Source organism: Pseudomonas floridensis (assembly GCF_002087235.1).
GTDB lineage: Bacteria > Pseudomonadota > Gammaproteobacteria > Pseudomonadales > Pseudomonadaceae > Aquipseudomonas > Aquipseudomonas floridensis.
Map to the genome: position 1 here is coordinate 37541 of NZ_MUIO01000007.1, position 26439 is coordinate 63979.

Consider the following 26439-nt stretch of genomic DNA (forward strand, 5'->3'; position numbering starts at 1 on the left):
GATGCCAACTGATTCGATCAACGGTGTGTGAAGTGCGCGACGAGCCTGTCGCCGACGGTCTGCAGAATCTGCACCAGCACCAGCAACAATACGACCGTCACGAACATCACATCGTTCTGGAAGCGTTGATAACCGTAACGAATCGCCAGATCGCCCAGCCCGCCTGCGCCGACGGCACCGGCCATGGCCGTGAATGACACCAGCGCAATAGCCGTGACCGTGATCGCCGCCAGAATGCCGGGCCGCGCTTCGGGGAGCAGCGCCTTGAGGATGATCTGCCTGGTAGTCGCGCCCATCGCTTGCGTGGCTTCGATGATGCCGCGATCCACCTCGCGCAACGCCGTTTCCACCAGCCGTGCGAAGAACGGCGTGGCACCCGCGATCAGCGGCGGCAGCGTACCCAGAATGCCCAGCGAGGTGCCGGTGATGATCTCGGTCAGTGGCATCATCACGATCAGCAGGATGATGAACGGCAAGGCGCGCAGCATGTTCACGATCAGCCCGACCGTGGCGTACAGCTGTTTGTGTTCCAGCAGCTGGCGCGGTGAAGTCAGGAACATCAGCACGCCCAGCGGCAGGCCGAGCAGGATGGTGAAGCCCAGCGACACACTCAGCATGATCAGGGTATCGCCGGTGGCAACCCAGATCTCGTACCAGTCGACGTTGGAGAACAGATTCAGAAAAGCGTCCATCAGCGCAGCACCTCCATATGAACATCAGCGGCGGTGAAGCGGGCGAAGGCAGCGTCCATGTCGCCGCCGGTGATGGCCAGCGTCAGTTGCCCGTAAGGCGTGTCCTTGATGCGGTCGATGCGACCGGCCAGGATGCTGTAATCCACGCCGGTCTCACGAGCGACGGTGCCCAGCAGCGGCGCATAGGTCGCATCGCCCTGGAAGGTCAGGCGCACGATACGGCCCTGCACATGGGCGAAGTCATCGCGTTGCTCGTTCTCATCGATCTGCTCGTCTTCCTGCACGAAGCGCTTGGTGGTCGGGTGTTGCGGATGCAGAAACACATCGGCCACGTTGCCCTGCTCGACGATCACGCCGGCGTCCATGACCGCGACCTGATCACAGACGCGACGGATCACGTCCATCTCGTGGGTGATCAGGACAATGGTCAGTTTCAGTTCGCGGTTGATCTCGGCCAGCAATTGCAGGACCGACGCAGTGGTCTGCGGGTCCAGTGCGCTGGTGGCTTCGTCGCACAGCAGAATCTTCGGCTTGGTCGCCAGGGCGCGGGCGATGCCGACACGCTGTTTCTGGCCGCCGGACAGCTGCGCCGGGTATTTTTTCGCGTGGTCGGACAGGCCGACCCGCTCCAGCAGCTGCGCTACGCGCTGGTCGATCTCACTGCGCGGCATGTCGCCTGCCAGGGTCAGTGGCATGGCAACGTTGTCGGCCACAGTCCTGGACGCCAGCAGGTTGAAGTGCTGGAAAATCATCCCGACCTGCTGACGGAAGCGCCGCAGACCATTGGCATCGAGCGCCGTGACGTCTTCGCCATCGACCACGATCTGTCCGCCACTCGGCGTTTCCAGACGGTTGATCAGGCGCAGCAGCGTACTTTTGCCGGCGCCGGAATGGCCGATCAGGCCGAACACCTGACCGTTTTCGACACGCAGGCTGGTGGGGTGCAGGGCCGGAATTTCCTTGCCTGCCACCCGATAGGTTTTGTGGACGTTATGAAACTCGATCACGGAGCGAACCTTGTGGGGGCGCGTTAAAAAATCAGCGCAGCGGACGTGGCCCGCTTGCTTCGTTACCTCGGCCGGATTGAGCCGGGCGCGCATTTTAGCCTGTCCGGCCCGCTGTGCTTAGCATTTATTTACAGGTAGGGCTGCTTAACGGACATAACGCGACCGCTGGTGCAAAAGGCCGGAAAATAAACGGAACGGCTGTTTTTTACCCCGGTCACTTCATGGATACCGTGATTTCCCGCGTACGCCAGGGAAGTCGTATTCAGCGAACCCAACTCAATGATTGGGTCGAAAATGAGGAGCTTTTCCGATGGCTAGCGAGAAAAACCCGCCTGTGACCGAACCGTCCAAGAGCGAATTGGCCGGCACCGACACACTGGATCGTGGCAACACCAACGCTAAACTGGACAGCCTTGAGCAGTTCCGTTCCGACGCGACCCAACAGGCACTGCGCACCAATCAGGGCGTGAAGATTGCCGACAACCAGAACACCCTTAAAGTGGGCAGCCGCGGCCCGTCACTGCTCGAAGATTTCATCATGCGTGAAAAGATCACGCACTTTGACCATGAGCGTATCCCGGAGCGTATCGTCCACGCCCGGGGTACTGCCGCGCATGGTTATTTCCAGACCTATGAAGACCAGGGCGCGCTGAGCAAGGCAGGTTTCCTGCGTGATCCGGGCAAGAAAACCCCGGTGTTCGTGCGTTTCTCCACCGTGCAGGGCCCGCGTGGTTCGGGCGACACCGTGCGTGACGTGCGCGGCTTTGCGGTCAAGTTCTACACCGACGAAGGCAACTTCGATCTGGTGGGCAACAACATGCCGATCTTCTTCATCCAGGACGCCATCAAGTTTCCGGACTTCGTGCACGCGGTGAAGCCTGAGCCGCACAATGAAATCCCTACCGGCGGTTCGGCACACGACACTTTCTGGGACTTCGTGTCTCTGGTGCCTGAGTCGGCGCACATGGTGCTGTGGACCATGTCCGACCGTGCGATTCCGAAAAGCCTGCGCACCATGCAGGGCTTCGGTATTCACACCTTCCGCATGATCAACACCGAAGGCAAATCCAGCTTCGTGAAGTTCCACTGGAAGCCGAAGTTCGGCGTCTGCTCGCTGGTCTGGGATGAAGCCCAGAAGCTGGCCGGCAAGGACACCGACTTCCATCGCCGCGACCTGTGGGAGTCCATCGAGATGGGCGACTACCCGGAATGGGAGCTGGGCGTACAGATCGTGTCCGAGGAAGACGAGCACAAGTTCGACTTCGACCTGCTGGACCCAACCAAAATCATTCCCGAGGAACTGGTGCCAGTCACCCCACTGGGCAAAATGGTCCTCAACCGTAACCCGGACAACTACTTCGCCGAGACCGAGCAGGTTGCGTTCTGCCCGGGCCACGTCGTGCCAGGTATCGACTTTTCCAACGACCCACTGTTGCAAGGTCGTCTGTTCTCCTACACCGACACACAGATCAGCCGTCTGGGTGGGCCGAACTTCCACGAGATCCCGATCAACCGTCCGGTGTCGCCGAACCATAACGGTCAGCGTGACGCGCAGCATCGCACCACCATCGACAAGGGTCGCGCTTCCTACGAGCCGAACTCCATCGATGGCGGCTGGCCGAAGGAAACCCCGGCAGCCGCCGTGGACGGCGGTTTCGAGACCTATCCGGAGCGCGTCGAAGCGCACAAGGTACGCGAGCGCAGCGAGTCGTTCGGTGACCACTTCTCCCAGGCCACGCTGTTCTTCAACAGCATGAGCCATCACGAGAAAGAGCACATCATCGCGGCGTACAGCTTCGAGTTGGGCAAGGTCGAGCGCGAGTACATCCGTGCCCGTCAGGTCAACGAGATTCTGGCCAACATCGACCTCGAACTGGCCGGCCGTGTTGCTGCGAACCTTGGTTTGCCAGCGCCGACCGCACGCACTGTTCCAGCCAGCAAGGCATCCGTTAAGCCGTCGCCAGCGCTGAGTCAGGACAATCTGCTGTCGGGCGACATCGTTTCGCGCAAGGTCGCGATCCTGGTTGCCGATGGTGTTGACGGCAAGGCCGTGGAAACGATGAAAGCGGCGCTGGAAGCCAAAGGCGCACACGCCAAGGTGCTCGGCCCGACATCGGCTCCCGTCAAGACGGCCGATGGCAAGAGCCTGCCGGTCGATGCCTCAGCGGAAGGTCTTCCATCCGTAGCGTTCGATGCGGTGTTCGTGCCGGGTGGTACGGCGTCGGTTAAAGCGTTGAGCACTGACGGTGTGGCGCTGCACTTCATTCTGGAAGCCTACAAGCACCTCAAGGCTATCTCCCTCGCCGGAGAAGCCAAGGATCTGCTGACGCTGCTGCGTCTGGAAGAAGATGCCGGTCTGCTCTGCGTATCGGATAGCGCCTCGTTCGAAGCGTTCTTCGATGCCATCGCCCAGCACCGCGTCTGGGCTCGTGAGCCGAAAGCCAAGGCTGTTCCTGCCTAAACGTAGTTGCCCAGGCGCCTACTCCCCTCGTCCGCACAGGACGAGGGGAGTTCACTCCGCGGCTTAGGCGTTACTGTCGAATAGAAAACACCGGCCTCAAGGGCCGGTGTTTTTTGGGCGGTGATCAGGTAAAAACGTCGCTTTATCTGCCCACGACGTGGGCAGATAAAGCATTCGACTACGACTTGGCCGGCGTCAGGACGATGCTGGCTTTTTCATTGCGCTCGATCTGACGACGCAATTGCAGTTCGAAATCCGGATTGATCTTCACCACGCGTTTGGTCAGCAAGGTCGCCAGCCACGGGTAATCGTCAGTACGCGGCACGCTCATCAGCACATCACAGTTGAATGCCACGGTATCTGCCGCGATGTCATCCAGTTGCCGACGCAGCTTTGGCATGTCGCCGATCTGCAGTTCGATGGTGGTGCTGGGAGCCGAAGGATCGACCAGTTTCGCCACGCGACGCGCTTCGGCTTCGCGCAGTTCAGCTTCCGCCTTCTCCAGCTCAGCCTTGCGTGCATGCGCAATGGCGCCGTTCACGCCGCTGGTGAGGGCCGGAGCCTTGGGCATCAAGGCGCGTGCGCGGCTCAAGGCATTGGCTGCTGCGTTCATATCGCCTTTTTGCAGGCCGATCTGGCTGCGGCTCAGGTAAGCCTCGGCCAGTCGCCGCTGAAAAGCTTCCAGGCGAATATCGGTGGGCGCGGCGGCCTGCAGTGCCGCGAGCTGATCTTCGGCGGTCGCCAGCTCGTTGCTGGTGATGCTTTGATCGAGCTGTGCGAACCCGCTTGGCTGAGGTTCTGCCACGGGCGTCTCGACGGTGGGCGCACTCTGACACGCACCCAACAGGATGGAAAAGGCGATCAGCAGCAGATAGCGTGGGGCGAACGGCTTCATTCCTGCGATTCTCTAATTTGCGCAAAAAACGAGCAAGTCTACACCGCTCGCTTGGGGAGAACAAAGCTGAGCAAGAACAACGCCGCAGCGGATACCACTATAGACGGTCCGGCGGGGGTGTCCTTGAACCACGATAACGATAGTCCGATACACACCGCAGTCACGCCCAGCAGGCTCGCGCCCAGTGCCATCTGCTCCGGCGAGCGAGCGTGACGTTGTGCCGCAGCCGCCGGAATGATCAGCAGCGAGGTGATCAGCAGAACACCGACGATTTTCATCGCCACGGCGATCACCACCGCGATCAACAGCATCAGCGCCATGCGCAGCGCGGCGACCGGCAGGCCTTCGACTTTCGCCAGTTCTTCATGCACGGTCACTGCCAGCAGCGGTCGCCACAGCGCTATGATCATCACCAGCACCAACGCGCTTGCGCCCAGAATCCAGGCCAGATCGGTCGGGCTGATCGCCAGCAGATCACCGAACAGGTAGGCCATCAGGTCGATGCGCACTTCGTGCATGAAGCTCAGCACCACAAGGCCCAATGACAGCGTGCTCGGCGCGAGAATCCCCAGCAATGTATCCGACGCCAAGGGCTGGCGCTGTTGCAGGGTAACCAGCAGCACCGCCAGCAGCAGGCAGCCGCAGGTCACGGCGATGGTCGGACTGACATCCAGCAGAAAGCCCAGCGCTACGCCAAGCAAGGCCGCATGAGAAAGGGTGTCGCCAAAATACGCCATGCGTCGCCAGACCACGAACGACCCCAGCGGGCCAGCGACCACAGCCAGAGCCAGGCCTGCGAGCAAGGCGTACAGTAGAAAATCAGCCATGCTTGCAGCTGTCTCCGTGAACATGAGTGTGGGAATGTGCAGCAGCGTTCGAAGGCGCGCTGACCACCTCGCCATGCAGGTCATGGGCGTGGTCGTGGTGATGGTGATAGATCGCCAGACTCTGCGCATTCTTGCCGAACAGCTCGACGAACGCCGGGTCATGGCTGACCTGCTCGGGGTGTCCGGAACAGCAGACATGCCGGTTGAGGCATACCACCTGGTCGGTGGTGCTCATCACCAGGTGCAGATCGTGGGACACCATCAGCACCCCGCACTGATGACGGTCGCGCAGACGGGTAATCAGGCTATACAGCTCGGCCTGTCCGGCTACATCGACACCCTGAACCGGCTCGTCGAGCACCAGCAGTTCGGGTTTGCGCAACAAGGCTCGGGCCAGCAGGACGCGCTGCATTTCGCCGCCGGAGATCCCCTGAAGCGGACTGTCGATGACCTTCTCGGCCCCGACTTCTTCCAAAGCGGTCATGGCGGCAGCGCGGTCAACGCCGGGGACCAGACGCAGAAAGCGCAGCACGGACAACGGCAGAGTCTGGTCCACATGCAGCTTTTGCGGCATGTAGCCGATGCGCAGCTTCGGCTTGCGCCACACGCTGCCGGCGTCGGGCTTGAGCAAGCCCAGCACCGCACGCACCAGCGTGGTCTTGCCCGCGCCGTTGGGGCCGATCAGCGTAACGATCTCACCCGGCCTGACGCTCAGGTGAATGTTGTCGAGCACGTTTTGCCCGGACAGCGTGACGGCCACCTGCTCCAGGCGAATCAGCGCATCACTCATCAGGCCGCCTTGCAGCCAGCGCAGATCCCGACGATTTCGACCGTCTGGCCTTCGACATCGAAGCCGACCTCTGCCGCAGCACTGATCACGGCATTGCTGATCGCCGTGTGTTGCAGTTCGATGGCGGCATGGCATTCACGGCAGATCAGGAACTGGCCCTGATGCGCGTGGGTCGGGTGGTTGCAGCCGGTGAAGGCGTTGAGCGAAGCGATTCGATGAACCAGGCCGTTTTCCAGCAGGAAATCCAGGGCGCGGTAAACGGTCGGCGGTGCAGCGCGGCGACCGTCTTCATCACTCAGCACCGCCAGGATGTCGTAGGCACCCAGCGGCTTGTGACTTTGCCAGACCAGCTCCAGAACGCGACGGCGCAGAGCCGTCAGGCGCAGACCCTGTTTGGCGCACAGGGCATCGGCTTCGGCGAGGGCCGAATGCACGCAATGGGAGTGATCATGAGGGCGACTAGCCAGTGGTGTATTGGGCATGAGCAGCGACGATATTTGCCAGAGACGTTATTATGTTACCTGTTCCTGCCCTCTATGAGTGTTTTACGTGCGCCGTCTTCTTAAGCTTTTTGTCGTTTTGTGGATCAGTCTGCTGACTGTTCCTGTCGTCCAGGCCGAGGTCAACGTGCTGACCAGCATCAAGCCGATCCAGTTGATTGCTGTGGCTGTACAGGACGGCGTGGGTACGCCGCAGGTGCTGCTGCCGCCGGGTGCCTCGCCGCATAACTACGCGCTGCGGCCATCCGACGTACGGCGCGTGCGCGATGCGCAGTTGTTCTACTGGATCGGACCGGGGATGGAGACGTTTCTGCCTCGTGTGCTCCAGGGTCGCAGCCTGCCTTCGGTGGCTGTGCAATCGTTGCCGGGCATGCATTTGCGTCATTTCGGCGCGGACAATGCTTCTCATGATGATCATGACCACGACGATCACGATCATGACGTCGATGAGCATGATCATGACCACATGCCGGGCAGCCTGGACTCGCACCTGTGGCTTTCGACGGTCAATGCCCGGGTGATCGCGGCCAGGATGGCGTCGGATCTCAGCGCGGCAGACCCGGCCAATGCCGCACGTTATGCCAGCAATGCTGCGGCGTTCGCCAAGCGTCTGGATGCGCTGGATGAGCGCGTCGGCAAGCAACTGAACGCGGTATCGGGCAAGCCGTTTTTCGTCTTCCACGAAGCGTTCGATTATTTCGAAGAGGCCTATGGCATCAAGCACGCAGGCGTTTTTGCGATTGCTGCGGAAATCCAGCCGGGTGCCCAGCACGTGGCGGCGATGCGCGAGCGTCTGAAAGCGGTCGGCAAGACGTGCGTATTCAGCGAACCGCCCTTGCGGCCGCGTCTGGCGGAAACCCTGAGCGCCGGTCTTCCGGTAAAGCTTGCCGAGCTGGACGCGCTGGGTGGCTACACGCCAGCGACCGCGCAGGGTTACGAGCAGGTGGTGCAAAAGCTGGCGGATGATCTGGCCGGGTGCTTGGCGGGCGTTTGAGCATCGGTTGATCGCACCTATGTTCCGCGCCACATTCGCTGAATGTGACGCGGAACACGGGAATGATCATTTACAACGCGAACGGCAAAGCAATGTGCGTTTCCTGACGTTGGGCCAGGCGCCGTTCGAACTCCACCGGATCGTGAATCAGCACGTCCTGTCCGGCAAAGGTTTCTGCCGCGATCAGGCGTGATAGCCAGAAACGCACGCAGCCAACGCGCAGCATAGTCGGCCACAGCTTCGACTCGGCGGCGTTGAAGGGCCGCAGGGCTGCATAGGCACCCAGCATGGCGCGGGCGCGCACCGGATCGATCTGGCCGTCCTCGCGCGAACACCAGTCATTGAGCGCGATCGCCAGGTCATAGAGCATCGGCCCCGAACAGGCATTATAGAAATCGATCACTCCGGTCAGGTGCGTGCCTTCGAACAGCACGTTGTCGCGAAACATGTCTGCGTGCAGGTTGGCGCGCGGTAGCGCCAGAATCTGCGGCTTGAGGTCTTCGATTTCCTGTAGCGATTTGTCCAGCAACACTCTCTGCTGCTCGCCCAGGTGCGACAGGAAATTACGCCCCTCGCTCAGCATCCAGTCCAGGCCACGGTCGGTCCTGCGCTCCAGCACCTGGTCGCGTGTCGCCAGATGCAGGTTGGCCAGCAGCTCGCCGATCTGCGCGCAATGCTGGGTGTTCGGCTGGCTGATGTGCTTGCCCGGCAGACGCGGCTGCAACAGCGCCGGTTTGCCCGCCAGCTCGCGCAGTGCCTGGCCGTCCGTGGTGCGCAAGGCGTACGGCACCGGCAGGTCGGCGTCGTGCAGCACATCCAGAAGCTCGATGAAGAACGGCATCTCCTGCACCGGCCCACGCTCGACCAGCGTCAGAACGAACTCGCCCTGCTCCAGACTGATGAAGTAGTTGGTGTTTTCGCTACCGGCGGCAATGCCTTGAAAGTCGCGCAGACGGCCGAGCCCGTAAGGGGCGAGAAATGTTTCCAGCTCGGGCCGAGCCAGTGGGGTAAAAACGGACATATCGGGACTGCCAGCGATTGAGTGAATGTAGGGTATTACCAGCTGAATATTTCCCACTGCGGGATCAGCATGTCCGGTTGGTCCGAACGAATGAAGTTGGGGCTTGTACCATCGGCGCGCACCAGAAAATAGGGTTTGCCATGCTTGGGCGTGATCTTCACCGCATAGAGAAAGCCATTCTGGCGATATTCCTGAATGGTCTTGTCGCCGTCGGTGCGGATTGTGACGTCCGGTGCCGGTGACGGCGAATCCTCGGCGCAGAATGCAGCCAAAGGGCAGATGACCAACAAGCCCGCCAACAACAGTCGATTTGCCGTGCGCATGATAACCTTGTCCCTTTGTCGTCAATGGTCCTCGCATTCTAGCGCCGACCCCGCCGAAAAGGTTGATTCTGCTCATGAGCCAAGCACCCCTCGTCCTGGTGGACGGTTCTTCTTACCTCTATCGTGCCTTTCACGCGCTGCCGCCGCTGGCCACGTCCAAGGGGTTGCCGACTGGCGCCGTCAAAGGCGTGCTGAACATGCTCAAAAGCCTGCGTCGGCAATACCCGGACAGCCCGTTCGCAGTGGTGTTCGACGCCAAGGGCGGTACGTTTCGCGACGCGCTGTACACCGAGTACAAGGCCAATCGTCCGAGCATGCCGGATGACCTGCGCGTGCAGGTCGATCTGCTGCACGCCTGTGTCAAAGGCCTGGGCTACCCGCTGCTGTGCGTCGAAGGCGTGGAAGCGGATGATGTAATCGGCACCCTGGCACGCAGCAGCGCGGCGGCGGACCGTCCGGTGATCATCTCCACCGGCGACAAGGACATGGCGCAACTGGTCGACGGTCACATTACGCTGGTCAACACCATGACCGGCAGTGTGCTGGACGTGGCGGGCGTGAAAGAGAAATTCGGGGTCGGTCCCGAGCACATCATCGATTATCTGGCGCTGATGGGCGACAAGGTCGACAACATTCCGGGCGTTCCCGGCGTGGGCGAGAAAACTGCGGTTGGCCTGCTGGTCGGTGTGGGCGGCGGTCTGAACGAGCTGTATGGCAACCTGGAGGCCGTGGCGACCCTGCCGATCCGTGGCGCCAAGACACTGGCTGCCAAGCTCGAAGAGCACCGCGCCATGGCGTTTCTGTCCTATGAGCTGGCGACCATCAAGATCGACGTGCCGCTGGACATCGAGCTGGACCAGTTGCATTGCGGCGAACCGGACCGTGACGCGCTGATGGAGCTGTACGCCGAGCTTGAGTTCAAGAGCTGGATCGAAGACCTGCAGCGCGACGCCAAGCGTGCCGGCCAAGAGCTCGAAGTCATCAGCGAAGAGTCTGTGGTAGTCAAGGAAGCCGCGTACGAGGTCATCCTCGAGCAGGCGCAATTCGATGCATGGCTGAAGAAGCTCCACGCCGCGCCGCTGTTCGCGGTCGTCACCCAGAGCAATGGCACCGACGCCCAGCGTGCGCAGCTGGTTGGTCTGTCGTTCGCCATTCAGACCCACGAAGCGGCCTACATCCCACTGACTCACTCCTACATGGGCGTGCCGCAGCAACTGGACCGCGACACCGTGCTCAAGGCGCTCAAGCCGCTGCTGGAAGACCCGAGCAAGATCAAGGTGGGTCAACACGCCAAGTTTGCGATCAACCTGCTCGCCAATTGCGCGATAGAGGGCGATCAGAGCCAGGGCATTGACCTGCAAGGCGTCAGCTTCGACACGATCCTGGAATCCTATGTGCTCGACTCCACTGCCACGCGCCACGACCGCGACAGCCTGGTGGCCAAGTACCTGACGCACACACCGATCAACTTCCAGGACATTGCCGGTAAAGGCGCCAAGCAACTGACGTTCGATCAGATTGCGCTGGAACAGGCCGGGATTTACGCCGCCGAGGAAGCCGACCTGACCCTGCGTCTGCATGAAGTCTTCGAAGCCCGACTGGCGGCGATTCCGTCCCTGCAGCCGGTGCTGAACGAGATCGAGATGCCGCTGGTGCCGGTGCTGGCGCGCATCGAACGCCAGGGCGCGCTGGTCGACGCCAACCTGTTGGGCATCCAGAGCGTCGAGCTGGGTGACAAGATGACCGCGCTGGAGCGCGAGGCATTCGCCATCGCCGGTGAAGAGTTCAATCTGGGCTCGCCCAAGCAACTGGGCGTGATTCTCTACGAGAAGCTCGGCATGCCGATCATCAGCAAGACCGCCACTGGTCAGCCATCCACGGCCGAAGCCGTGCTCGCCGAATTGGCCGAGCAGGATTTCCCGCTGCCCAAGGTGTTGATGCAATACCGCTCCATGAGCAAGCTCAAGAGCACCTACACCGATCGTCTGCCTGAACAGATCAACCCGCGCACCGGGCGTATCCACACCTCTTACCATCAGGCGGTGGCGGTGACCGGACGCCTGTCTTCCAGTGATCCGAATCTGCAGAACATTCCGATTCGTACCGCTGAAGGCCGTCGCATTCGTCAGGCTTTCGTCGCGCCGAAGGGTTACAAGCTGCTGGCTGCCGACTATTCGCAGATCGAGCTGCGGATCATGGCGCATCTGGCCCAGGACGAAGGGCTGCTGCACGCGTTCCGTAACGATCTGGACGTGCACCGGGCGACAGCGGCGGAAGTCTTCGGCGTAGAGCTGGAAAATGTAACCACCGACATGCGCCGTAGTGCCAAGGCAATCAACTTCGGTCTGATCTACGGCATGAGCGCCTTCGGTCTGGCCAAGCAGATCGGCGTCGACCGCAAGCAATCGCAGGCGTACGTGGATCGTTACTTCGCGCGTTATCCAGGCGTGCTCGATTACATGGAGCGCACGCGGGCGCAGGCCGCTGAACAGGGTTTCGTGGAGACCATCTTCGGCCGGCGTCTGTACCTGCCGGACATCAACGCCAAGAACCAGTCCTTGCGCAAGGGCGCCGAACGCATGGCGATCAACGCGCCAATGCAGGGCACCGCAGCCGATATCATCAAGAAAGCGATGGTGGCCGTGAACGGCTGGCTGGACGAGTCGGGGCTGGACGCACGAGTCATCCTTCAGGTGCACGACGAACTGGTGCTGGAAGTACGTGAAGATCTGGTCGATCAGATCAGCGAGCAGATCCGCCCGCACATGAGCGGCGCGGCCGAACTCGCAGTTCCACTGTTGGTGGAAGTTGGCGTGGGCAACAACTGGGACGAAGCACACTGACGGCATAGTGGCGAACTTGTCATCAAGTTCGCCAATTGTTGTAGGAAATGTGAACTTTTCTTCATCGCTGGAACTTAACCCGCCGGACAGGAGTCAGAACTCGCGATTGGTTGAAAAGCCACTCACGCTCCTATGTTGTGTTAAGTGTTGGCAGATATCCGGACCCCACCCTAAGGTCTGGACCTTGAACCCCGAACTTCCCCCTCCCCATACGAAGTCCGGGGTTTTTTTTGCCTGCGATTTACTCGGCAGGCGCCTTGTCTTCCAGTTCCATCCAGTCGGCCAGCACGGTGTAGGCTTCTTCCAGGCCCATGCGCTTGGGGGCCGAGAACAGCTGGATGGTGACGGCTTCACCCCAGCCCTTGCGAATTTCCGACTGCACCTTGAGCAGCGTGTTCTTGGCCGCGCCATAGGTCAGCTTGTCGGCCTTGGTCAGCAGAATATGCATCGGCATCTTGCTCGCCACGGCCCAGTCCAGCATCAGCAGGTCGAAATCGGTCATCGGATGGCGGATGTCCATCATCAGGATCAGACCTTTCAGACTTTCGCGACTGCCCAGATAGGCTTCCAGGTGACGCTGCCAGTGTTGTTTGAGCGGGATGGGCACTTTGGCGTAGCCGTAACCCGGCAGGTCGACCAGACGGCGATCCTCGTCCAGGCCGAAGAAGTTCAGCAACTGGGTACGCCCCGGCGTCTTGGAGGTGCGGGCCAGGCTGGCGTGAGTCAGGGTGTTCAGCGCGCTGGATTTGCCCGCATTGGAGCGACCGGCGAACGCGACTTCAAAACCCTCGTCGTCGGGGCATTGGTCGACCTTGGCGGCGCTGAGCATGAACGTGGCCTGTTGGCACAGACCGAGGATGGGGTTTTTGAGTTGCATGTGATTTCCGGTGAAGGCCTTGCCTGCAAGGCGTGCGGCAAGAGGTGTCGTTTCCGTTTGGGTAGCGCGAGTATATAATGCCGCAAATTTTGTGTGTGCTTTCGTCTCCCGGCGGGAGCAGGCACAGTCAAGCGAGATCAATATGCGCATTAGAACGCAGTCCGCTTTCAACCTGAAAGGTTTTTGCTGATTCATCGGGCTTCAGGGCAGCTTGTCACCGGGTCAAAAAGCGATGCCATTGCGCTGTGTGGAACGTGCAAGGGCAACAGCGGCCTGGATTTGCCGACTATTCTTCCGGTTGAGCGAGTCATGGGCTACCCGACTTTTCACCCTCTTGGCTGATCGGATGACTTGATGAAAACACCATTTCTGAGTCTGCTGCTAGCATTGGGTCTTTGCGCCTCCTCCCACGCTGCCGACCCGGCAGGCGATGCCGCCGCTGGACAGGCGAAGACTGCCGTCTGCGGCGCGTGTCACGGTCCCGACGGCAACAGCCTGGCGCCCAACTTCCCCAAACTGGCCGGTCAGGGTGAGCGCTACCTGCTCAAGCAGTTGCGCGAGATCAAGGACGGCAAGCGTGTGGTCGTGGAAATGACCGGCATGCTGAACAACCTCTCTGATCAGGATCTTGCGGACATTTCCGCCTATTACGCTCGCCAGAAAGGCAGTATCGGTGCCGCATCCCCGGACCTTGTGGCGCGCGGCGAAGCGTTGTTCCGTGGCGGCAAGCTGGATCAGGGTTTGCCCGCCTGCACAGGCTGTCACTTGCCCGATGGCACTGGCAACGCGCAAGCCGGTTTCCCGCATTTGAGCGGTCAGCACGCCGATTACATCAAAAAGCAGCTAACGGCTTTCCGCGAGGGCGATCGCACCAACGATGGCGATACCATGGTGATGCGCGCCATCGCTGCAAAACTCAGTAACAAGGATATCGAAGCGCTGGCGCAGTATATTCAGGGGCTGCACTGAGCCGAGCCGGGGGTTATAGCTCTGCGGGACATGACCTGCTTCACGACATATGCAAAAAGGGCCATCACCGCTGCCCTTTTTTCCGGTGGCCAGCGTTACACTAACGAAACTCAAGCTTTCGCGACCGGTCGAAACCACCGTCGCTGTAAGGCGATTCAATCTGTCCAGGAGTAAAGCATGCGTAATCTGATCATCAGCGCCGCGCTGGTTGCCGCCAGTCTGTTCGGTATGACCGCTCAAGCTGCCGAGCCGGTCCAGGCAGGCAAGCAATACGTCGAGCTCAGCAGCCCTGTGCCTGTCAAAGAGCCAGGCAAGATCGAAGTGGTGGAGCTGTTCTGGTACGGCTGCCCGCATTGCTACGCGTTCGAGCCAAAAATCAATCCGTGGGCTGAAAAGCTGCCGTCCGATGTCAATTTCGTGCGCATTCCCGCCATGATCGGTGGCTCGTGGGACGCCCACGGCCAACTGTTCATCACCTTGGACACCATGGGTGTAGAGCACAAGGTTCACGCTGCAGTATTCAACGCGATCCAGAAAGAGCACAAACAACTGACCAAGCCTGAGGACATGGCTGATTTCGTCGCCACCCAAGGCATCGACAGACAGAAGTTTCTCGATACGTTCAATTCGTTCGCTGTGACAGGCGAGATGAAGAAGGCCAGAGAGCTGGCCCAAAAGTACGGCGTACAGGGTGTTCCAACCATGATCGTTAATGGTAAGTACCGCTTCGACATTGGTTCTGCCGGTGGTCCCGACGAGGCCTTGCAGGTGGCTGACCAGCTGATCGCCAAAGAGCGAGCGGCCAATCAGGCGAAGCAGTAAGCGCCTGTCATGGGCCGCTGGGGTAAGGGCACAGAACGCGTCGTTGGCCTGCATGATCCGCGGGTCAACGAGCATCATCTGAGCAAAAGCGGGCTGCCTGAAGACGGCAGGTTGCGGCTGCTCAGTTTCAATATTCAGGTCGGTATCAGCACCGAGCGCTATCGGCATTACCTGACGCGCAGTTGGCAACACTTGTTGCCGCATGTCGGGCGTGCGGGCAATCTGAAGAAGATAGGCGATCTGCTCCACGATTACGATCTGGTTGCCTTGCAGGAAGTCGATGGCGGCAGCATGCGCTCCGGCTTCGTCAATCAGGTCGAGCACCTCGCTCAGCTGGGTGCCTTTCCGTACTGGTATCAGCAACTCAACCGCAACCTTGGCCGACTCGCCCAGCACAGCAACGGTGTGCTGAGCCGTCTGCGCCCGGCCAAGATCGAAGATCACCCGCTGCCAGGTCCCGCCGGGCGTGGTGCGATTCTGGTGCGTTTTGGCGAAGGCGACGACGCGCTGGTGGTGGTCATGATGCACCTCGCGCTCGGGACTCGTACCCGCACGCGTCAACTCGCCTACATTCGCGAACTGATCGGCGGCTATCGTCATCAGGTTCTGATGGGCGACATGAACACCCATGCCAACGATCTGCTGGAGCATTCGCCGTTGCGTGACCTGGGGCTGCTGGCCCCACAGATCGAAGCGACGTTCCCCAGTTGGCGGCCACAACGCTGCCTCGACCACATTCTGCTCAGCCCGACGCTGACGCTTGAACGCGTTCAAGTGCTGGCCCAACCCATTTCCGATCACCTGCCGGTTGCTGTCGAGATTCGCCTGCCTGCTTCACTGTGTGGGGACTCGCTGCCTGTGCCCTCTGGTGGAAGCCTTGCATGAGCGACGACGCGGAGCGTTGGAAAGAGAAGTACCTCAAGGGCATCGAACAGCAGGATAAGCTTGAAAAGCGCTGGGATGCGCGGCTCGACCTGCTACGCCGGGGTCTGGTGCGAAGCAGTCTGGCGGCGGAAGGCTCCGACCGCGCCGTTGACGAATGCATGAAGGAAATGCGCGAAATTGTGCGCAAGGACGACATGGACGCCGGCCTGGCGGCCCTGATCCCTCGTCTGGAAAAAGCGGTGCTGGACTCCGAGCATCGCCGCGAAGTGCGGGTTGGTCAGATCAGCACCGCCTTGACCGCTCTGGTCACGCAACTGCAAGCCTTGCCGCTGCCGCGGGACGTGCGCAAACCGCTCAAACGTTTTGCCAAAGACCTTGAAGAGCGTGCCTCTCAGACCCGTGAACTGCCGGTGCTGTTAAGTGAGCTGAGTGGCTTGCAGGGCAAGGCGCTGACCCTGATGGAAAAGCCTGAAGAAGGCCACCGGCCGGGCTTGCTGGAGCGTCTGTTCGGCGCGCGCGATGAGCATGGCGAGGGTCATCCTCATCCTGACGCAGCGGTGCAGCCTGCACGTCCGGATCAGCTTGATCATGCAGACGCTCATGAATCTGCTCTCGAACCTGAGCCCTCCTCGACCGGATCGCAGGCACACGATCAGTCGGCTCCACCGGTATTGCCCGTTGAGCGATCCGTTATTGTGACTGAGCAACCCGTCGCAGCGCCTGAAATAGCTGCCGCGCCCGATCTCCACCTTCCCGCTGATGTTGGCGGCGATGCGTCGGATGCCGATCCTGTCCCGCCGTTGAACGACACGCAGCCCGCCCCGCTGATTGTCGAGGCGGTGCCGTCACATGAGGTTTCAGCGGAGATCGACACGGAAAACTGGCTGACGCCCACGCCCACTGTGCCCTTTGAGCACAGGTCTGCGCCGGTCAGTCCGACGGTCGAGCCCGGAGACGAGGCCGACGGCGAAACAGCTGAAGAGGCTGAAGAGGCCGCAGATGATGGCTATGCCCTGCCCTCCGCGCCGGAGCCCAGCTACAGCTCGGTTGCGGCGCACATCGAAGAAACCCTGTTGGGGCTGCTTTCCGATCTGACCCTGTCCGAGCACTACCGGCCACAGGTCGAAGCCATGCAGTTGCGGCTCAGACACGGATTGAACTGGTACGAATTGCTGCCGATTCTCGATGACCTGGCCGTGTTGATGCTGGCCATCAACAACGGCGGCCAGCAGGAATTCGGCATTTACCTCAAGCAATTGAACGAGCGTCTCGAGTCTTTTCAAAGCCATCTGCAGGCCGCCAGCGAGGACCATGCCGAAGGTCAGTCTTCAGCGCGCGACCTGAACGAACAGTTGCGCGAACAAGTCGGCGGCCTGCAAAGCAGCGTTCAGGATGCGTCCGATCTGCCCAGCCTCAAGCTGGTGCTGGACAATCGTCTGGAAGGCTTGCTCAGCACGATGGATGACTACCAGCGCAAGCGGGACGCACGTGAGCAGGAGGTCGCCTCACGCCTGCAAAGTCTGGCGGCCCGTGTGGCGACCATGGAGCAGGAAGCATTGGGCTTCCGGACCAATCTGGAAGAGCAACGGCAGAAAGCGCTGATCGATCCGCTGACCGGGCTGCCCAACCGGGCAGCATGGAGTGAGCGTCTTGAGCAGCAGATGAGTCTCTGGCAGCAGCGCCAGGACAGCCTGCTGGTCGGGATACTGGATCTGGATCATTTCAAGCGTATCAATGACGGTTACGGGCATCTGGCAGGCGATAAAGTGTTGAAGATCGTCGCTGGCGTTCTCAAGAAGCGCCTGCGTCCCGACGATTTTCTCGCCCGCTTTGGCGGTGAAGAGTTCGTTGTGCTGATGCCCGCCACACCGGTTACTAATGGGCTGAGCCTGCTCGATGAGCTGCGCGAATCGGTTGAGCTCTGCCCATTCCATTTCAAGGGTGAACGCGTCACTGTCACGGTGTCCATGGGCGTGACGGCGTTTCGCGTTGGCGAGCGTAGTGACGTGGCCATCAAGCGCGCCGATCAGGCGTTGTACCGGGCCAAGGAAAATGGCCGAAACCGCGTTGAACAGGGTTGACTGAAACATCCAGACTTGACTGAGCTGGTTACAAAGCAGCTATCGCGGCGCTTTTTGTTATGATGTTGCATTCTCCACGGACGTAGTCTGATCCTCATGAAGCTGTATTTCTCTGCTCTTCTCCTGCTCGTTCTGACGGCCTGCTCCAGTGGCCCAAGGCTGGACACCAGTCACCCGTCGGTGAATTTCGACAACCGTATTCAATACGTGGTCATGCATTACACCTCCACCTCTCTGGAGCGCTCGCTCCAGTTGCTGACGCATGGCGAGGTCAGCAGTCACTACCTGATCGGCGATGACAAACAGGCGACCATCTACAAGCTGGTCGATGAAGGGGCGCGTGCGTGGCATGCCGGGGAAAGTGAGTGGGATGGCCGCACCTGGTTGAATTCCAGCTCGATCGGGATCGAAATCGTCAATCCCGGCTACACCGAAACTCCGACCGGTCGCCTGTGGTATCCCTATACCGACGCGCAGTACGAGTCGATCAAGGTATTGCTCAAGGATATCGTCAAACGTAACAAGATCGACCCCAGACACATCATCGGCCACAGCGATATTGCGCCGTCGCGCAAGCTCGATCCGGGTCCGCTGTTTCCCTGGAAGCGTCTGGCTGCGGACGGTCTTGGCGTCTGGCCCGACGAACGGCTGGTGGCGCAACAGCAAGCTTCGATGATGAACAACCTGCCCACCATCAGCTGGTTTCAGCAGCAATTGGCACGCCTGGGTTACACAACGCCTCAGACTGGCGAGCTGGACCTCGCCACCCGGCAGGTTCTGGCAGCGTTCCAGATGCATTACCGCCCTGCCCGTTTCGACGGCGAGCCAGATGCGCAAAGCGCGGCCATCCTGCAGGTGCTCAACCGCACTCGCTGAGCGCGAGCTATATCCGCGCTTGTTGCTATAACTGATGGGTACTCTTGCCTGAGTATCCATCGATGCCGATAGCGTCAACGCGTCTCCGTGCGGTCCTTTCCCGTCCGTGGCTGCTGGCACTGCTGGCAGCCTTGCTGAGCGCGGCTGTATTGCTGACGGGCAGTTTCGGGCTGGCGTTACAGCAGGCACGGCAAACCGAAAGTCAGCAGATGAACGCCCAAGGCGAGCGTTTTCTGATCAGACTGGAGCAACTGTTCAGTCAGCTACGCACCGGGCTGGATCAACTTGAGCATCAGCCGCTGCGACGTTGCAGCCCGGAAATGGTCGGGCGCCTGCGCGAAGTGATTTCCGGCAACCGCTTCATCTACGAAGCCGCTTATGTGGGGGACGCCCGCTCCTGTTCCAGTTGGCCGCGCAAGCGTTTGCTGAACGAAACCCGGGCCCCCGATATTCGCGGTCCCACGTACGACTACTGGCTGAACACATCGGCCCAGCCGGACGATAACCTCGCGGCGCTGGTGTTGGGGCGCGGCGACTTTCGGGTTTCAACCTCCCGTGGGCACCTGACCGATGTGGTCGATCTCCCGCCCGGTGGCAGTCTGCTGGTGGTGCTGGATAACGCGACCCGCGCCATTCCCGTGCTCGGACCCGCCCAGCCTTGGCCGGTGCCTGGCTGGGACACGGGTGGCAGCGAGCCGCTGATTACCACGCAGACCCGATTGATCTATCGTATGGCCACGCAGAGCCCGGAATACCAGTTGGTAATGATCACTCCGCGCACCGGGCTGCACGACGACATCACCGGCGCAGGGTGGTGGCTGATTCCGGCCAGTCTGATGGTGTCGATCTGTGTAGGTGGGCTGGTGTTTCAGATCATGCGACAGCGCAGATCCTTGGGCGCCGAGCTGACCGGGGCCTTGCGTCGAGGCGAGTTGAAAGTCCTTTATCAGCCCATCTTCAACCTGCACACGCGGCTATGTGTGGGCGCCGAGGCGCTGGTGCGCTGGCATCGCCCGGACGGCACCGTGACCAGCCCCGATCTGTTCATACCGCTGGCAGAAAACACTGGCCAGATCCGGCAGATTACCGATTTCGTTCTGCAGCAGACCCTGGAACAACTGGGCGCTCTGTTGCGCGCCAATCCGCACCTTTATATCTCGGTCAATCTGGCGGCCTGCGATGTGATGTCAGCCCGGATAGGAAGGGTCACAGCCAGGTTGCTGGCGCTGCACAAGGTGTCCGCTCGGCAGATCGCCTTCGAGGTTACGGAGCGGGGCCTGATCGACGTGGTGGTAGCGCGTAATCATCTGCAAACGCTGCGGGATCGCGGCCATCAGGTGTTGATTGACGACTTCGGCACGGGGTACTGCAGCCTGGCCTACCTGCAGACGCTACCGGTGGACTGCCTGAAAATCGACAAGGCGTTTGTCGATGCATTGGGCCATGACGCCGCGAGCAGCGGTGTGGCACCACACATCATCCGCATGGCGCATGCCCTGCGGCTGAAAGTGATTGCCGAAGGTATCGAGTTCGAGTCGCAGGCGGCGCTGTTAACCAGTGAAGGCGTTATCTACGGTCAGGGCTGGCTGTTCGCCCGTCCGCTGACCGCTGCGAAGTTTGCCGAGCGAGTGACAGGTGGACGTCGCAGCATCCGGCGACGCAAGGATGATGTCGCCTGACGATGCGCTGCGCCTGTACAGGATCAGAGCGGCAGCGCCATATAGAACTGCGTGCCCTGCCCCGGTCGGGAGTAGACGCCCATTCGGCCGCCGTGCAACTGAACGATTTCCTTGCACAGCGCCAGGCCCAGTCCGGCGCCGCCTTTCTTGCGACCGACCTGAACGAAGGGCTCGAATATCCTGGCCTGCTGGCCGTACGCGATGCCCTCGCCGTTGTCTTCCACGCTGATCACCGCACGCTCGCCATGCCGCCTGGCCTGCAACCGGATCAGACCGTTTTCGGGCGTATGACGCAGGGCGTTGTCCAGCAGGTTGTCCAGGACTCGCTCCAGCTGGGACTGGTCGGCATGCAGGCGCGGCAGGGTTTCGTGGATGTCGAGCATCAGCACGATGCCTTGTTCCTGCGCCTGCGCGTCGAAACGTGCCTTGGCCTCCTCCAGCAGTGACTCGATCGAGCACGGCGCCAGTTTGAGTTTCTGCAGACCGTTCTGATAGCGCGAGAAATTGAGCAGGTCGTTGATCAGTTGCATCAGCCGCTGCATTTCTTCGGTGACCGTGTTGAGCAGGTCCGCCTCGCGTGACTCCGGCGCGAAATGCAGCCGTTCCTGCAGCAGGCCGAAAGCCATGTGCATGCCCGTCACCGGAGTGCGCAGTTCATGCGAAGCACGCAGGACGAACTCGCTGCGCACGCGCTCGAAGGCACGTTGTTCGGTGACATCATGCAACACCATGACCGCACCGAGAATGTGCCCCTTGGTGTGGCTCACCGGCGTCATGCTGTAGGTCAGCAGGCGTGACTCGTTATCGATCTCGATGGCCAGGTCTTCCGGCGCACGCTCCAGACTCCCGCCGCGCAAGATCAGGTGCAGCTGTTCGTCCAGCTCGGGATGCCCCAACGCTTCGCCGAGCCCCTGGCCCAGTCGACTCTCGTCCCAGCCAAGCTGGCGTTGGGCCACAGGATTCAAGTGCTCCAGCCGTCCTTGTCGATCAATCATGAGCAGGCCGTCGTCGATGCTGTCCAGCACCGCTTGCAGGCGTTGCTGACCCGCCAGGAGTTCGTCGACATTGGTCGCCTGATGCTGACGCAAGGCCTCGGCCATGATGCCGAAACGTCGGGTCAGCAGGTTCATTTCAGCGGCCGAGGAAATGGGCAGCGTCACTTCGTAATTGCCCTGTCCGATACGGTCTGCCGCCTTCGCCAGCGCCTCGATGGGCGCGCCGAAGCGACGGGCGATGCCGTGCGCAGTCACGAAGCCTATGCAGAGCACGGCCAGCCCGACCAGACCCAGCAGGCCCGCAATCCATAAGGCACGTTCACGCGAGTTGATCTCGGCGTTGCTGATGCTCTCAAGCGCCTGACGATGGATATCCAGCAACCCGTTGCGCAGCCTGTCGAAACTGTCGCTGAGCTGTGGATCGCCACGAATGCCCCGCTCATCATTGCCCAATCGTTGCCAATCGTCGATAAAGCGCTGGTAGTCGGCCTTGGTTTTTTCGAACGCGCCCTGGATCGTCTGCCGACTGTCATTGGCGGCGCTTTGATCAAGCAGGTCTTTGAACTCTTCCTGCTCCTTTTGCAGCAGCGCTTCGTCACGCTGCGAGCCGGTCATCAACACCAGTTGATCGCCGAGGTTCTGCCGCAGTTTCAGGCCGGTGTCGAGGATGGCGAAGTTGTGCTGAATCAACGATTCCTGCGTTCTGGCCATCTGCATGACGCTCACCAGACCCAGCAGCAACCCCAGCAAGGCAACGGTGATCAGGGCCGAAATGCTCAGGAACAGGCGAGTGCGCAACTTCATGGCCAGCTTCATGTGAGGTCAATCATAGGTTGTACTGTTTACGTTTTCGGTAAAGCGTCGAGGCATCGATGCCCAATGTCTTCGCTGCCTGATCGAGTGTGTCACTGGTCGCCAGTACTGCGCCGATGTGGGCTTTCTCCAGCTCGTCCAGGCTCAAGGCCGCACCGACGCGTGGTGCGTTGTTCGCGGGCTGTTCGGCCATGCCCAGGTGGCTGACTTCCACCCGATCCTGCGGGCAAATGATGCTGGCCCGCTCGATGACGTTGCGCAGTTCGCGAATGTTGCCCGGCCAGCGGTAGTTGAGCAGTGCGGCGCGAGCCTCTTCGCTGAAGCCCCGCGCCGGACGAGCGTATTCCTTGACGAAACGGGCCAGAAAACGATCGGCCAGGGTCAGGATGTCTTCGCTGCGTTCACGCAAGGCCGGCAGGTGCAGCGTGATGACGTTCAAGCGATAAAGCAGGTCTTCACGGAAGCGCCCGCTGCGCACCATGTCCTCAAGGTTGAGGTTAGTGGCCGCCAGGATGCGCACGTCGGCCCGACGGGTAACCGGGTCGCCAACGCGCTCGTATTCCTTGTCCTGAATGAAACGCAGCAACTTAGGTTGCAACGTCAGCGGAAAGTCGCCGATCTCGTCGAGAAACAGAGTACCGCCATCGGCCTGATTGACCCGCCCCAGCGTGCTTTCGCTGGCACCGGTAAACGCTCCGCGGCTGTGGCCGAACAGTTCGCTTTCCATCAACTCGGCTGTCAATGAAGGGCAGTTGATGGTCACGCAGGATTTCTTCGCCCGTTTACTCCAGCCGTGAATGGCGCGCGCCAGCTCACCTTTACCCGTGCCCGACTCGCCCAGAATCAGGATGTTGGCGTCGGTCACGGCAACCTGACGGGCCGTTTCGAGAATGGCCATCATCGACGGGCTGTGGGAATCCAGACCGTCCTTGGGTTTGCGAATCTCCCCTTCCAGCGCTTCAAGACGCGCAGACAACTGCCGCACTTCGAGCTGCTTGGCGGTGGCCAGCCTCAATTGATCGGGGCTGCAGGGTTTGACCAAGTAATCAGCCGCGCCAGCCTGGATGGCATCGACCGCCGTGTCCACTGCCGAATGCGCCGTCACGATGACCACGCGCATCCACGGTGCCTGAATACGCATTTGCGCCAGAACGTCCAGACCATTGTCCTCGCCCAGGCGCAGGTCCAGAAAACACAGGTCGAAGACCTGGCGTTGCATCAACGTGTCCGCCTGCGCTGCGCTGTTGGCAGTGGCGACACTGTAGCCTTCGTCTTCCAGACAGTACCGGAAGGTGCGGAGGATGGCGGACTCGTCGTCCACAAGCAGAATACGGCCCTGATTCTCAGTGGCTGCTTCCATTTTTCCTACGCTCCTTAATGAATTGTCTCAGTTAGTCTCGGAATCATCGGGCAAGTTGCATGGTCAATTCTGATTGATTCTGCGGCATGCATGCTAGCTGTCTGTTCATTTATTCGCGAACCGACAGATTAATCCGTGTTTATGTCGCTAAAACCGTCCATTTTGAGACGAACAGCCAACCCTGGAAGGAGAACCCCGGTGTACTCACTGAAAAAGTTAGCGTTGATTACCACAACTGCTGCCGTGCTGGGCGCAAGCCCGTTGCTGGTACAGGCGGCTCAGGAAGATCTGCCTACCCAGTTGGCCGAAGCGCGTCAGGAAGGTTCGATCTGGACAGCTTTCGCGTTGAACAAACACCTCAGCCCTTTCAAGATTGATGTGGATGTCGAGCGAGGCACCGCGACGCTCAAGGGCAAGGTCGAGAACGAGGTGGATCGCGAGCTGGCTGAACGCATCGCGCTGGACATCAAGGGTATCGACAAGGTCGACAATCAGTTGGAGATCGATGCGGCCGTCGCCACCGAACCCGGTGCCAAGGCCAACATGGCTCAGCGGTTCGAAGATGCGACACTGGTCGCTACGGTGAAATCCAAGCTGCTGTGGAGCAGCGTGACCGAGGCGCTGACCATTGATGTCGACAGCAAGGATGGCGTCGTCACCCTCAAAGGCCGCGCACAGAGCCCTGAAGCCAAGGAGTTGGCGGGCAGCCTGGCGAGTAACACTGACGGTGTAGTCAGCGTCAATAACCTGATCAGCCTGAGTGCCGCCGACTCCATTGCGGCCAAGACTCAGCCGCAAAACCTGAATCCAGTGGAGCAACTGAGCGACGCCTGGGTGACGAGCAAGGTGAAATCCAGCCTCATCTATAGCCGTAACCTCGATGGCCTGAACATCAAGGTGGACACCAAGGAAGGGCTGGTGACGCTTAACGGTGTGGTCGCCAACTTTGCCGAGAAGGAACTGGCGGTCGAAATCGCCCGCAATATTCGGGGTGTCAAAGGCGTGAATGCCGACGCTCTGAAGGTCATGGCGCGCAGCGCAGGCTGATCCACGTGGCGCCTGCGTCCGGCGCTTCGTGCAGAACGCACGATTACAAAGGTGTAATCGTGCAGCTTGCGCGTAGGAAGATGTTCGCCAAGTTTGTAAGTAGTTGAATTTATTGGTTTTATCCCGGTGTAAGAAACTGGCATGCAGTCTGCAATATCCCTTTCAACGAAGGCCGACACATGACGGCCCGTACGATTGAATGCCCATTCGGGTGGAGGGAGTTTGCGGATGAACAGCCAGCGTATTGCACAGTTGCGTATTTCTCCCCTGCACGTACAGCAAGGCCTGTTTTTGCTTCTTGCCCTGCTCGTCACCCTGATTGCCATTCAGCAGTTCCAGCGCTGGACTCAAGCCAGCCAGGTCACTGAAACCAGACAGCAAATCATTCACAGCAGTGCGTCTTATCGCAGCGTCAGCGCTCCGGTCAGTCAAGGCACCGCTGCTTTGAGCCTGCGCCCTGTAGAGGGTGTCGTCTCGGCGAATGAAGTCGCGCCGCAGCAAAAATGGGTCTTCTGATCCGACTTGAAGCAATCGCATCAATCAAATTCAAACAGCTGTAAAAAGGAGTATCACCATGTTGAGTTGGGCCATCACGTTTCTGATCATCGCCATTGTTGCCGCCGTACTTGGCTTCGGTGGTATCGCCGGCACCGCTACAGGTATCGCCAAGATCCTGTTCGTCGTGTTCCTGGTAATGTTCGTTGTGTCGTTCTTCTTCGGTCGTCGCGGTCGAGGCTAACGATGCATACCTCGCTCCGTACGCTGGCAGCCGTCCTGATCATGGGCGGCAGTGCCTTGGCAACCGCCGCCAATGACGGGCAAGCCCGGGTCAATGAACTCTTGAGTTCTGCGCCCGAGTACCGCCAGACCTGGATGAAGGTCGTGCAGAAGGAAGAGCGATTGCCGGAATGGGTGTTGAACCTGTCCGGCACTTCCGAGCAGATGACGGCAGTGACCGAGGACGGTGATCCATATTTGGTGGGTCCGCTCTGCGAGACCGCCGATACGTGCAAGAGCAAGCGCCTGATCGTGGCGTTCAGTCTCGACAAGGAAGATGCTTACGCGATGCTGGTTGAAGTGCCTGCGGGTCTTCCGGCGGACAAGTCCCCCACTCGTCATGCTACTTACCGCTATTTGGGCAAGCCCGATGAGGGTATGCAGCAACTGCTCAACGAGCAGCTGCGCAAGGACCCGAACTGGTATTGATCCAGAGGGAAAGCGTCATGGAAACCTGATGGCGCTTTCTTATTGCGCGACCCGATGAAGGTACGCGCATGACCATGGGGCTGGGATGTACTGATTGTTTGGATCGGTGCGACCTAGGGGTACAGGGAGTGCCTCCGCCGAGGGCCGGGTCAGGCAGGTTGCCGCGCATGTCAGTGATTTCCCGACCGTCCTGGTCGAGCCAGATCATGCCACCTGCGTGGCACTTTACGTTTTCCGGATTTGCTTCTCCTCTGGTTGACCGTATATCCGCTAGATGTCGTAGGAATTTTCCACTACAGCGCTTTATTCCCCTCCCGCTCAAATTTTCTGCCAACACGCCGCAGGTGACGTTTTAGCCACCTTTGCGCCGAATAGCCCTGTCTCACTTTGTCGCAAATCAACCTTTTCTGTCGTTTTTGTATGCCGATCCTGCATGGGGTAGTCGTTTACGGCATTAGACGTAGGTCCGCGCCGTG

24 protein-coding genes are annotated in these 26439 nt (G+C 60.2%); 13 read left to right on the forward strand and 11 right to left on the reverse strand.

Features of this window, described 5'->3' with window-relative positions; all coding sequences use genetic code 11:
• Window positions 1–17 precede the first annotated feature (17 nt).
• Together BZK31_RS02175 and BZK31_RS02180 are read right to left on the reverse strand one after the other, a co-directional pair.
• On the reverse strand, window positions 18–692 hold the full coding sequence (locus tag BZK31_RS02175; protein ID WP_083181110.1) for a methionine ABC transporter permease: 675 nt from the start codon (window positions 690–692) through the stop codon (window positions 18–20).
• Window positions 692–1699: a methionine ABC transporter ATP-binding protein gene (locus BZK31_RS02180; protein ID WP_083181111.1), complete on the reverse strand. Its 1008-nt coding sequence runs from the start codon at window positions 1697–1699 to the stop codon at window positions 692–694. The genes BZK31_RS02175 and BZK31_RS02180 overlap by 1 nt, the downstream gene beginning before the upstream one ends.
• A 310-nt stretch (window positions 1700–2009) precedes the next feature.
• Between BZK31_RS02180 and katE the strand changes: the two genes are divergently transcribed.
• Window positions 2010–4160, forward strand: coding sequence for a catalase HPII (katE, locus tag BZK31_RS02185; protein ID WP_083181112.1), 2151 nt, complete (start codon window positions 2010–2012; stop codon window positions 4158–4160).
• Between the two features lie 178 nt (window positions 4161–4338).
• Here the strand turns inward: katE and BZK31_RS02190 are convergent, their stop codons facing one another.
• The 4 genes from BZK31_RS02190 to BZK31_RS02205 are packed head-to-tail and all read right to left on the reverse strand — an operon-like array spanning window position 4339 to window position 7154.
• A complete protein-coding gene (locus BZK31_RS02190; RefSeq protein ID WP_083181113.1) occupies window positions 4339–5055 on the reverse strand; it encodes a PA5502 family lipoprotein in 717 nt (238 codons plus the stop codon).
• 38 nt (window positions 5056–5093) lie between these two features.
• Window positions 5094–5882, reverse strand: coding sequence for a zinc ABC transporter permease subunit ZnuB (znuB, locus tag BZK31_RS02195; RefSeq protein WP_083181114.1), 789 nt, complete (start codon window positions 5880–5882; stop codon window positions 5094–5096).
• The gene (gene znuC, locus BZK31_RS02200; protein WP_083181115.1) at window positions 5875–6672 is read right to left on the reverse strand and encodes a zinc ABC transporter ATP-binding protein ZnuC; all 798 of its coding nucleotides are present in this window, start codon (window positions 6670–6672) and stop codon (window positions 5875–5877) included. Before znuC ends, znuB begins: the two co-directional genes overlap by 8 nt.
• Window positions 6672–7154 (reverse strand): Fur family transcriptional regulator, encoded by a 483-nt coding sequence (locus BZK31_RS02205; RefSeq protein ID WP_083181116.1) that lies wholly within the window; start codon window positions 7152–7154, stop codon window positions 6672–6674. The genes znuC and BZK31_RS02205 overlap by 1 nt, the downstream gene beginning before the upstream one ends.
• Window positions 7155–7221: 67 nt before the next feature.
• Here BZK31_RS02205 and znuA point away from each other — a divergent pair, with 67 nt between their 5' ends.
• The gene (gene znuA / locus BZK31_RS02210) at window positions 7222–8166 is read left to right on the forward strand and encodes a zinc ABC transporter substrate-binding protein ZnuA (protein WP_083181117.1); all 945 of its coding nucleotides are present in this window, start codon (window positions 7222–7224) and stop codon (window positions 8164–8166) included.
• A 70-nt stretch (window positions 8167–8236) separates the two neighbouring features.
• Here the strand turns inward: znuA and BZK31_RS02215 are convergent, their stop codons facing one another.
• Window positions 8237–9187 carry a homoserine kinase gene (locus BZK31_RS02215; RefSeq protein ID WP_083181118.1) on the reverse strand — a complete coding sequence of 317 codons (951 nt, stop codon included), beginning with the start codon at window positions 9185–9187 and terminating at the stop codon, window positions 8237–8239.
• A gap of 35 nt (window positions 9188–9222) precedes the next feature.
• Complete coding sequence (locus tag BZK31_RS02220; RefSeq protein ID WP_083181119.1) at window positions 9223–9510, reverse strand: DUF2782 domain-containing protein; 288 nt, start codon at window positions 9508–9510, stop codon at window positions 9223–9225.
• A gap of 74 nt (window positions 9511–9584) precedes the next feature.
• Between BZK31_RS02220 and polA the strand changes: the two genes are divergently transcribed.
• A complete protein-coding gene (gene polA / locus BZK31_RS02225) occupies window positions 9585–12353 on the forward strand; it encodes a DNA polymerase I (RefSeq protein WP_083181120.1) in 2769 nt (922 codons plus the stop codon).
• A gap of 241 nt (window positions 12354–12594) precedes the next feature.
• On the opposite strand, the gene yihA is transcribed toward polA, so the two are convergent.
• On the reverse strand, window positions 12595–13230 hold the full coding sequence (yihA, locus tag BZK31_RS02230; protein ID WP_073170442.1) for a ribosome biogenesis GTP-binding protein YihA/YsxC: 636 nt from the start codon (window positions 13228–13230) through the stop codon (window positions 12595–12597).
• Window positions 13231–13584: 354 nt separating this feature from the next.
• On the opposite strand from yihA, the gene BZK31_RS02235 reads away from it, so the two are divergent.
• From BZK31_RS02235 to BZK31_RS02260, 6 genes are all read left to right on the forward strand, one after another.
• Complete coding sequence (locus BZK31_RS02235; RefSeq protein WP_083181121.1) at window positions 13585–14199, forward strand: c-type cytochrome; 615 nt, start codon at window positions 13585–13587, stop codon at window positions 14197–14199.
• 177 nt (window positions 14200–14376) lie between these two features.
• Window positions 14377–15021 (forward strand): thiol:disulfide interchange protein DsbA/DsbL, encoded by a 645-nt coding sequence (locus BZK31_RS02240; protein ID WP_083181122.1) that lies wholly within the window; start codon window positions 14377–14379, stop codon window positions 15019–15021.
• A 9-nt stretch (window positions 15022–15030) separates the two neighbouring features.
• Window positions 15031–15906, forward strand: a complete 876-nt coding sequence (locus BZK31_RS02245) for an endonuclease/exonuclease/phosphatase family protein (protein ID WP_083181123.1) — start codon at window positions 15031–15033, stop codon at window positions 15904–15906.
• Window positions 15903–17987, forward strand: a complete 2085-nt coding sequence (locus BZK31_RS02250; protein WP_083181124.1) for a GGDEF domain-containing protein — start codon at window positions 15903–15905, stop codon at window positions 17985–17987. The genes BZK31_RS02245 and BZK31_RS02250 overlap by 4 nt, the downstream gene beginning before the upstream one ends.
• 96 nt (window positions 17988–18083) lie before the next feature.
• Window positions 18084–18863, forward strand: coding sequence for an N-acetylmuramoyl-L-alanine amidase (locus BZK31_RS02255; RefSeq protein ID WP_083181125.1), 780 nt, complete (start codon window positions 18084–18086; stop codon window positions 18861–18863).
• A 62-nt stretch (window positions 18864–18925) separates the two neighbouring features.
• A complete protein-coding gene (locus BZK31_RS02260) occupies window positions 18926–20542 on the forward strand; it encodes an EAL domain-containing protein (RefSeq protein ID WP_083181126.1) in 1617 nt (538 codons plus the stop codon).
• A gap of 23 nt (window positions 20543–20565) precedes the next feature.
• Here BZK31_RS02260 and BZK31_RS02265 read toward each other — a convergent pair whose 3' ends face one another.
• Entirely contained in the window at window positions 20566–22353 is a 1788-nt protein-coding gene (locus tag BZK31_RS02265; protein ID WP_083181127.1) for a KinB sensor domain-containing domain, read from the reverse strand.
• Window positions 22354–22363: 10 nt separating this feature from the next.
• Window positions 22364–23710 carry a sigma-54-dependent response regulator transcription factor AlgB gene (gene algB, locus BZK31_RS02270; protein WP_083181128.1) on the reverse strand — a complete coding sequence of 449 codons (1347 nt, stop codon included), beginning with the start codon at window positions 23708–23710 and terminating at the stop codon, window positions 22364–22366.
• Between the two features lie 198 nt (window positions 23711–23908).
• On the opposite strand from algB, the gene BZK31_RS02275 reads away from it, so the two are divergent.
• The 4 genes from BZK31_RS02275 to BZK31_RS02290 all read left to right on the forward strand — a co-directional run bounded on the left by BZK31_RS02275 (window position 23909) and on the right by BZK31_RS02290 (window position 25963).
• Entirely contained in the window at window positions 23909–24757 is an 849-nt protein-coding gene (locus BZK31_RS02275) for a BON domain-containing protein (protein WP_083181129.1), read from the forward strand.
• Window positions 24758–24985: 228 nt separating this feature from the next.
• Window positions 24986–25273 (forward strand): hypothetical protein, encoded by a 288-nt coding sequence (locus tag BZK31_RS02280; protein ID WP_083181130.1) that lies wholly within the window; start codon window positions 24986–24988, stop codon window positions 25271–25273.
• Window positions 25274–25331: 58 nt separating this feature from the next.
• The gene (locus BZK31_RS02285) at window positions 25332–25496 is read left to right on the forward strand and encodes a DUF1328 domain-containing protein (RefSeq protein WP_002555679.1); all 165 of its coding nucleotides are present in this window, start codon (window positions 25332–25334) and stop codon (window positions 25494–25496) included.
• Window positions 25497–25498: 2 nt separating this feature from the next.
• Window positions 25499–25963 carry an inhibitor of vertebrate lysozyme family protein gene (locus BZK31_RS02290; RefSeq protein ID WP_083181131.1) on the forward strand — a complete coding sequence of 155 codons (465 nt, stop codon included), beginning with the start codon at window positions 25499–25501 and terminating at the stop codon, window positions 25961–25963.
• Window positions 25964–26439 lie beyond the last annotated feature (476 nt).

Bases quoted from the DNA above. Each gene is read 5' to 3' on its own strand.
- polA (WP_083181120.1), top strand. From the start codon at position 9,585: ATGAGCCAAGCACCCCTCGTCCTGGTGGACGGTTCTTCTTACCTCTAT.
- BZK31_RS02265 (WP_083181127.1), bottom strand. From the start codon at position 22,353: ATGAAGCTGGCCATGAAGTTGCGCACTCGCCTGTTCCTGAGCATTTCG.
- BZK31_RS02285 (WP_002555679.1), top strand. From the start codon at position 25,332: ATGTTGAGTTGGGCCATCACGTTTCTGATCATCGCCATTGTTGCCGCC.
- BZK31_RS02215 (WP_083181118.1), bottom strand. From the start codon at position 9,187: ATGTCCGTTTTTACCCCACTGGCTCGGCCCGAGCTGGAAACATTTCTC.
- algB (WP_083181128.1), bottom strand. From the start codon at position 23,710: ATGGAAGCAGCCACTGAGAATCAGGGCCGTATTCTGCTTGTGGACGAC.
- BZK31_RS02220 (WP_083181119.1), bottom strand. From the start codon at position 9,510: ATGCGCACGGCAAATCGACTGTTGTTGGCGGGCTTGTTGGTCATCTGC.
- BZK31_RS02190 (WP_083181113.1), bottom strand. From the start codon at position 5,055: ATGAAGCCGTTCGCCCCACGCTATCTGCTGCTGATCGCCTTTTCCATC.
- BZK31_RS02290 (WP_083181131.1), top strand. From the start codon at position 25,499: ATGCATACCTCGCTCCGTACGCTGGCAGCCGTCCTGATCATGGGCGGC.
- BZK31_RS02260 (WP_083181126.1), top strand. From the start codon at position 18,926: ATGCCGATAGCGTCAACGCGTCTCCGTGCGGTCCTTTCCCGTCCGTGG.
- yihA (WP_073170442.1), bottom strand. From the start codon at position 13,230: ATGCAACTCAAAAACCCCATCCTCGGTCTGTGCCAACAGGCCACGTTC.
- BZK31_RS02240 (WP_083181122.1), top strand. From the start codon at position 14,377: ATGCGTAATCTGATCATCAGCGCCGCGCTGGTTGCCGCCAGTCTGTTC.
- BZK31_RS02280 (WP_083181130.1), top strand. From the start codon at position 24,986: ATGAACAGCCAGCGTATTGCACAGTTGCGTATTTCTCCCCTGCACGTA.
- znuB (WP_083181114.1), bottom strand. From the start codon at position 5,882: ATGGCTGATTTTCTACTGTACGCCTTGCTCGCAGGCCTGGCTCTGGCT.
- BZK31_RS02255 (WP_083181125.1), top strand. From the start codon at position 18,084: ATGAAGCTGTATTTCTCTGCTCTTCTCCTGCTCGTTCTGACGGCCTGC.
- znuC (WP_083181115.1), bottom strand. From the start codon at position 6,672: ATGAGTGATGCGCTGATTCGCCTGGAGCAGGTGGCCGTCACGCTGTCC.
- BZK31_RS02175 (WP_083181110.1), bottom strand. From the start codon at position 692: ATGGACGCTTTTCTGAATCTGTTCTCCAACGTCGACTGGTACGAGATC.
- BZK31_RS02235 (WP_083181121.1), top strand. From the start codon at position 13,585: ATGAAAACACCATTTCTGAGTCTGCTGCTAGCATTGGGTCTTTGCGCC.
- BZK31_RS02250 (WP_083181124.1), top strand. From the start codon at position 15,903: ATGAGCGACGACGCGGAGCGTTGGAAAGAGAAGTACCTCAAGGGCATC.
- BZK31_RS02245 (WP_083181123.1), top strand. From the start codon at position 15,031: ATGGGCCGCTGGGGTAAGGGCACAGAACGCGTCGTTGGCCTGCATGAT.
- BZK31_RS02205 (WP_083181116.1), bottom strand. From the start codon at position 7,154: ATGCCCAATACACCACTGGCTAGTCGCCCTCATGATCACTCCCATTGC.
- katE (WP_083181112.1), top strand. From the start codon at position 2,010: ATGGCTAGCGAGAAAAACCCGCCTGTGACCGAACCGTCCAAGAGCGAA.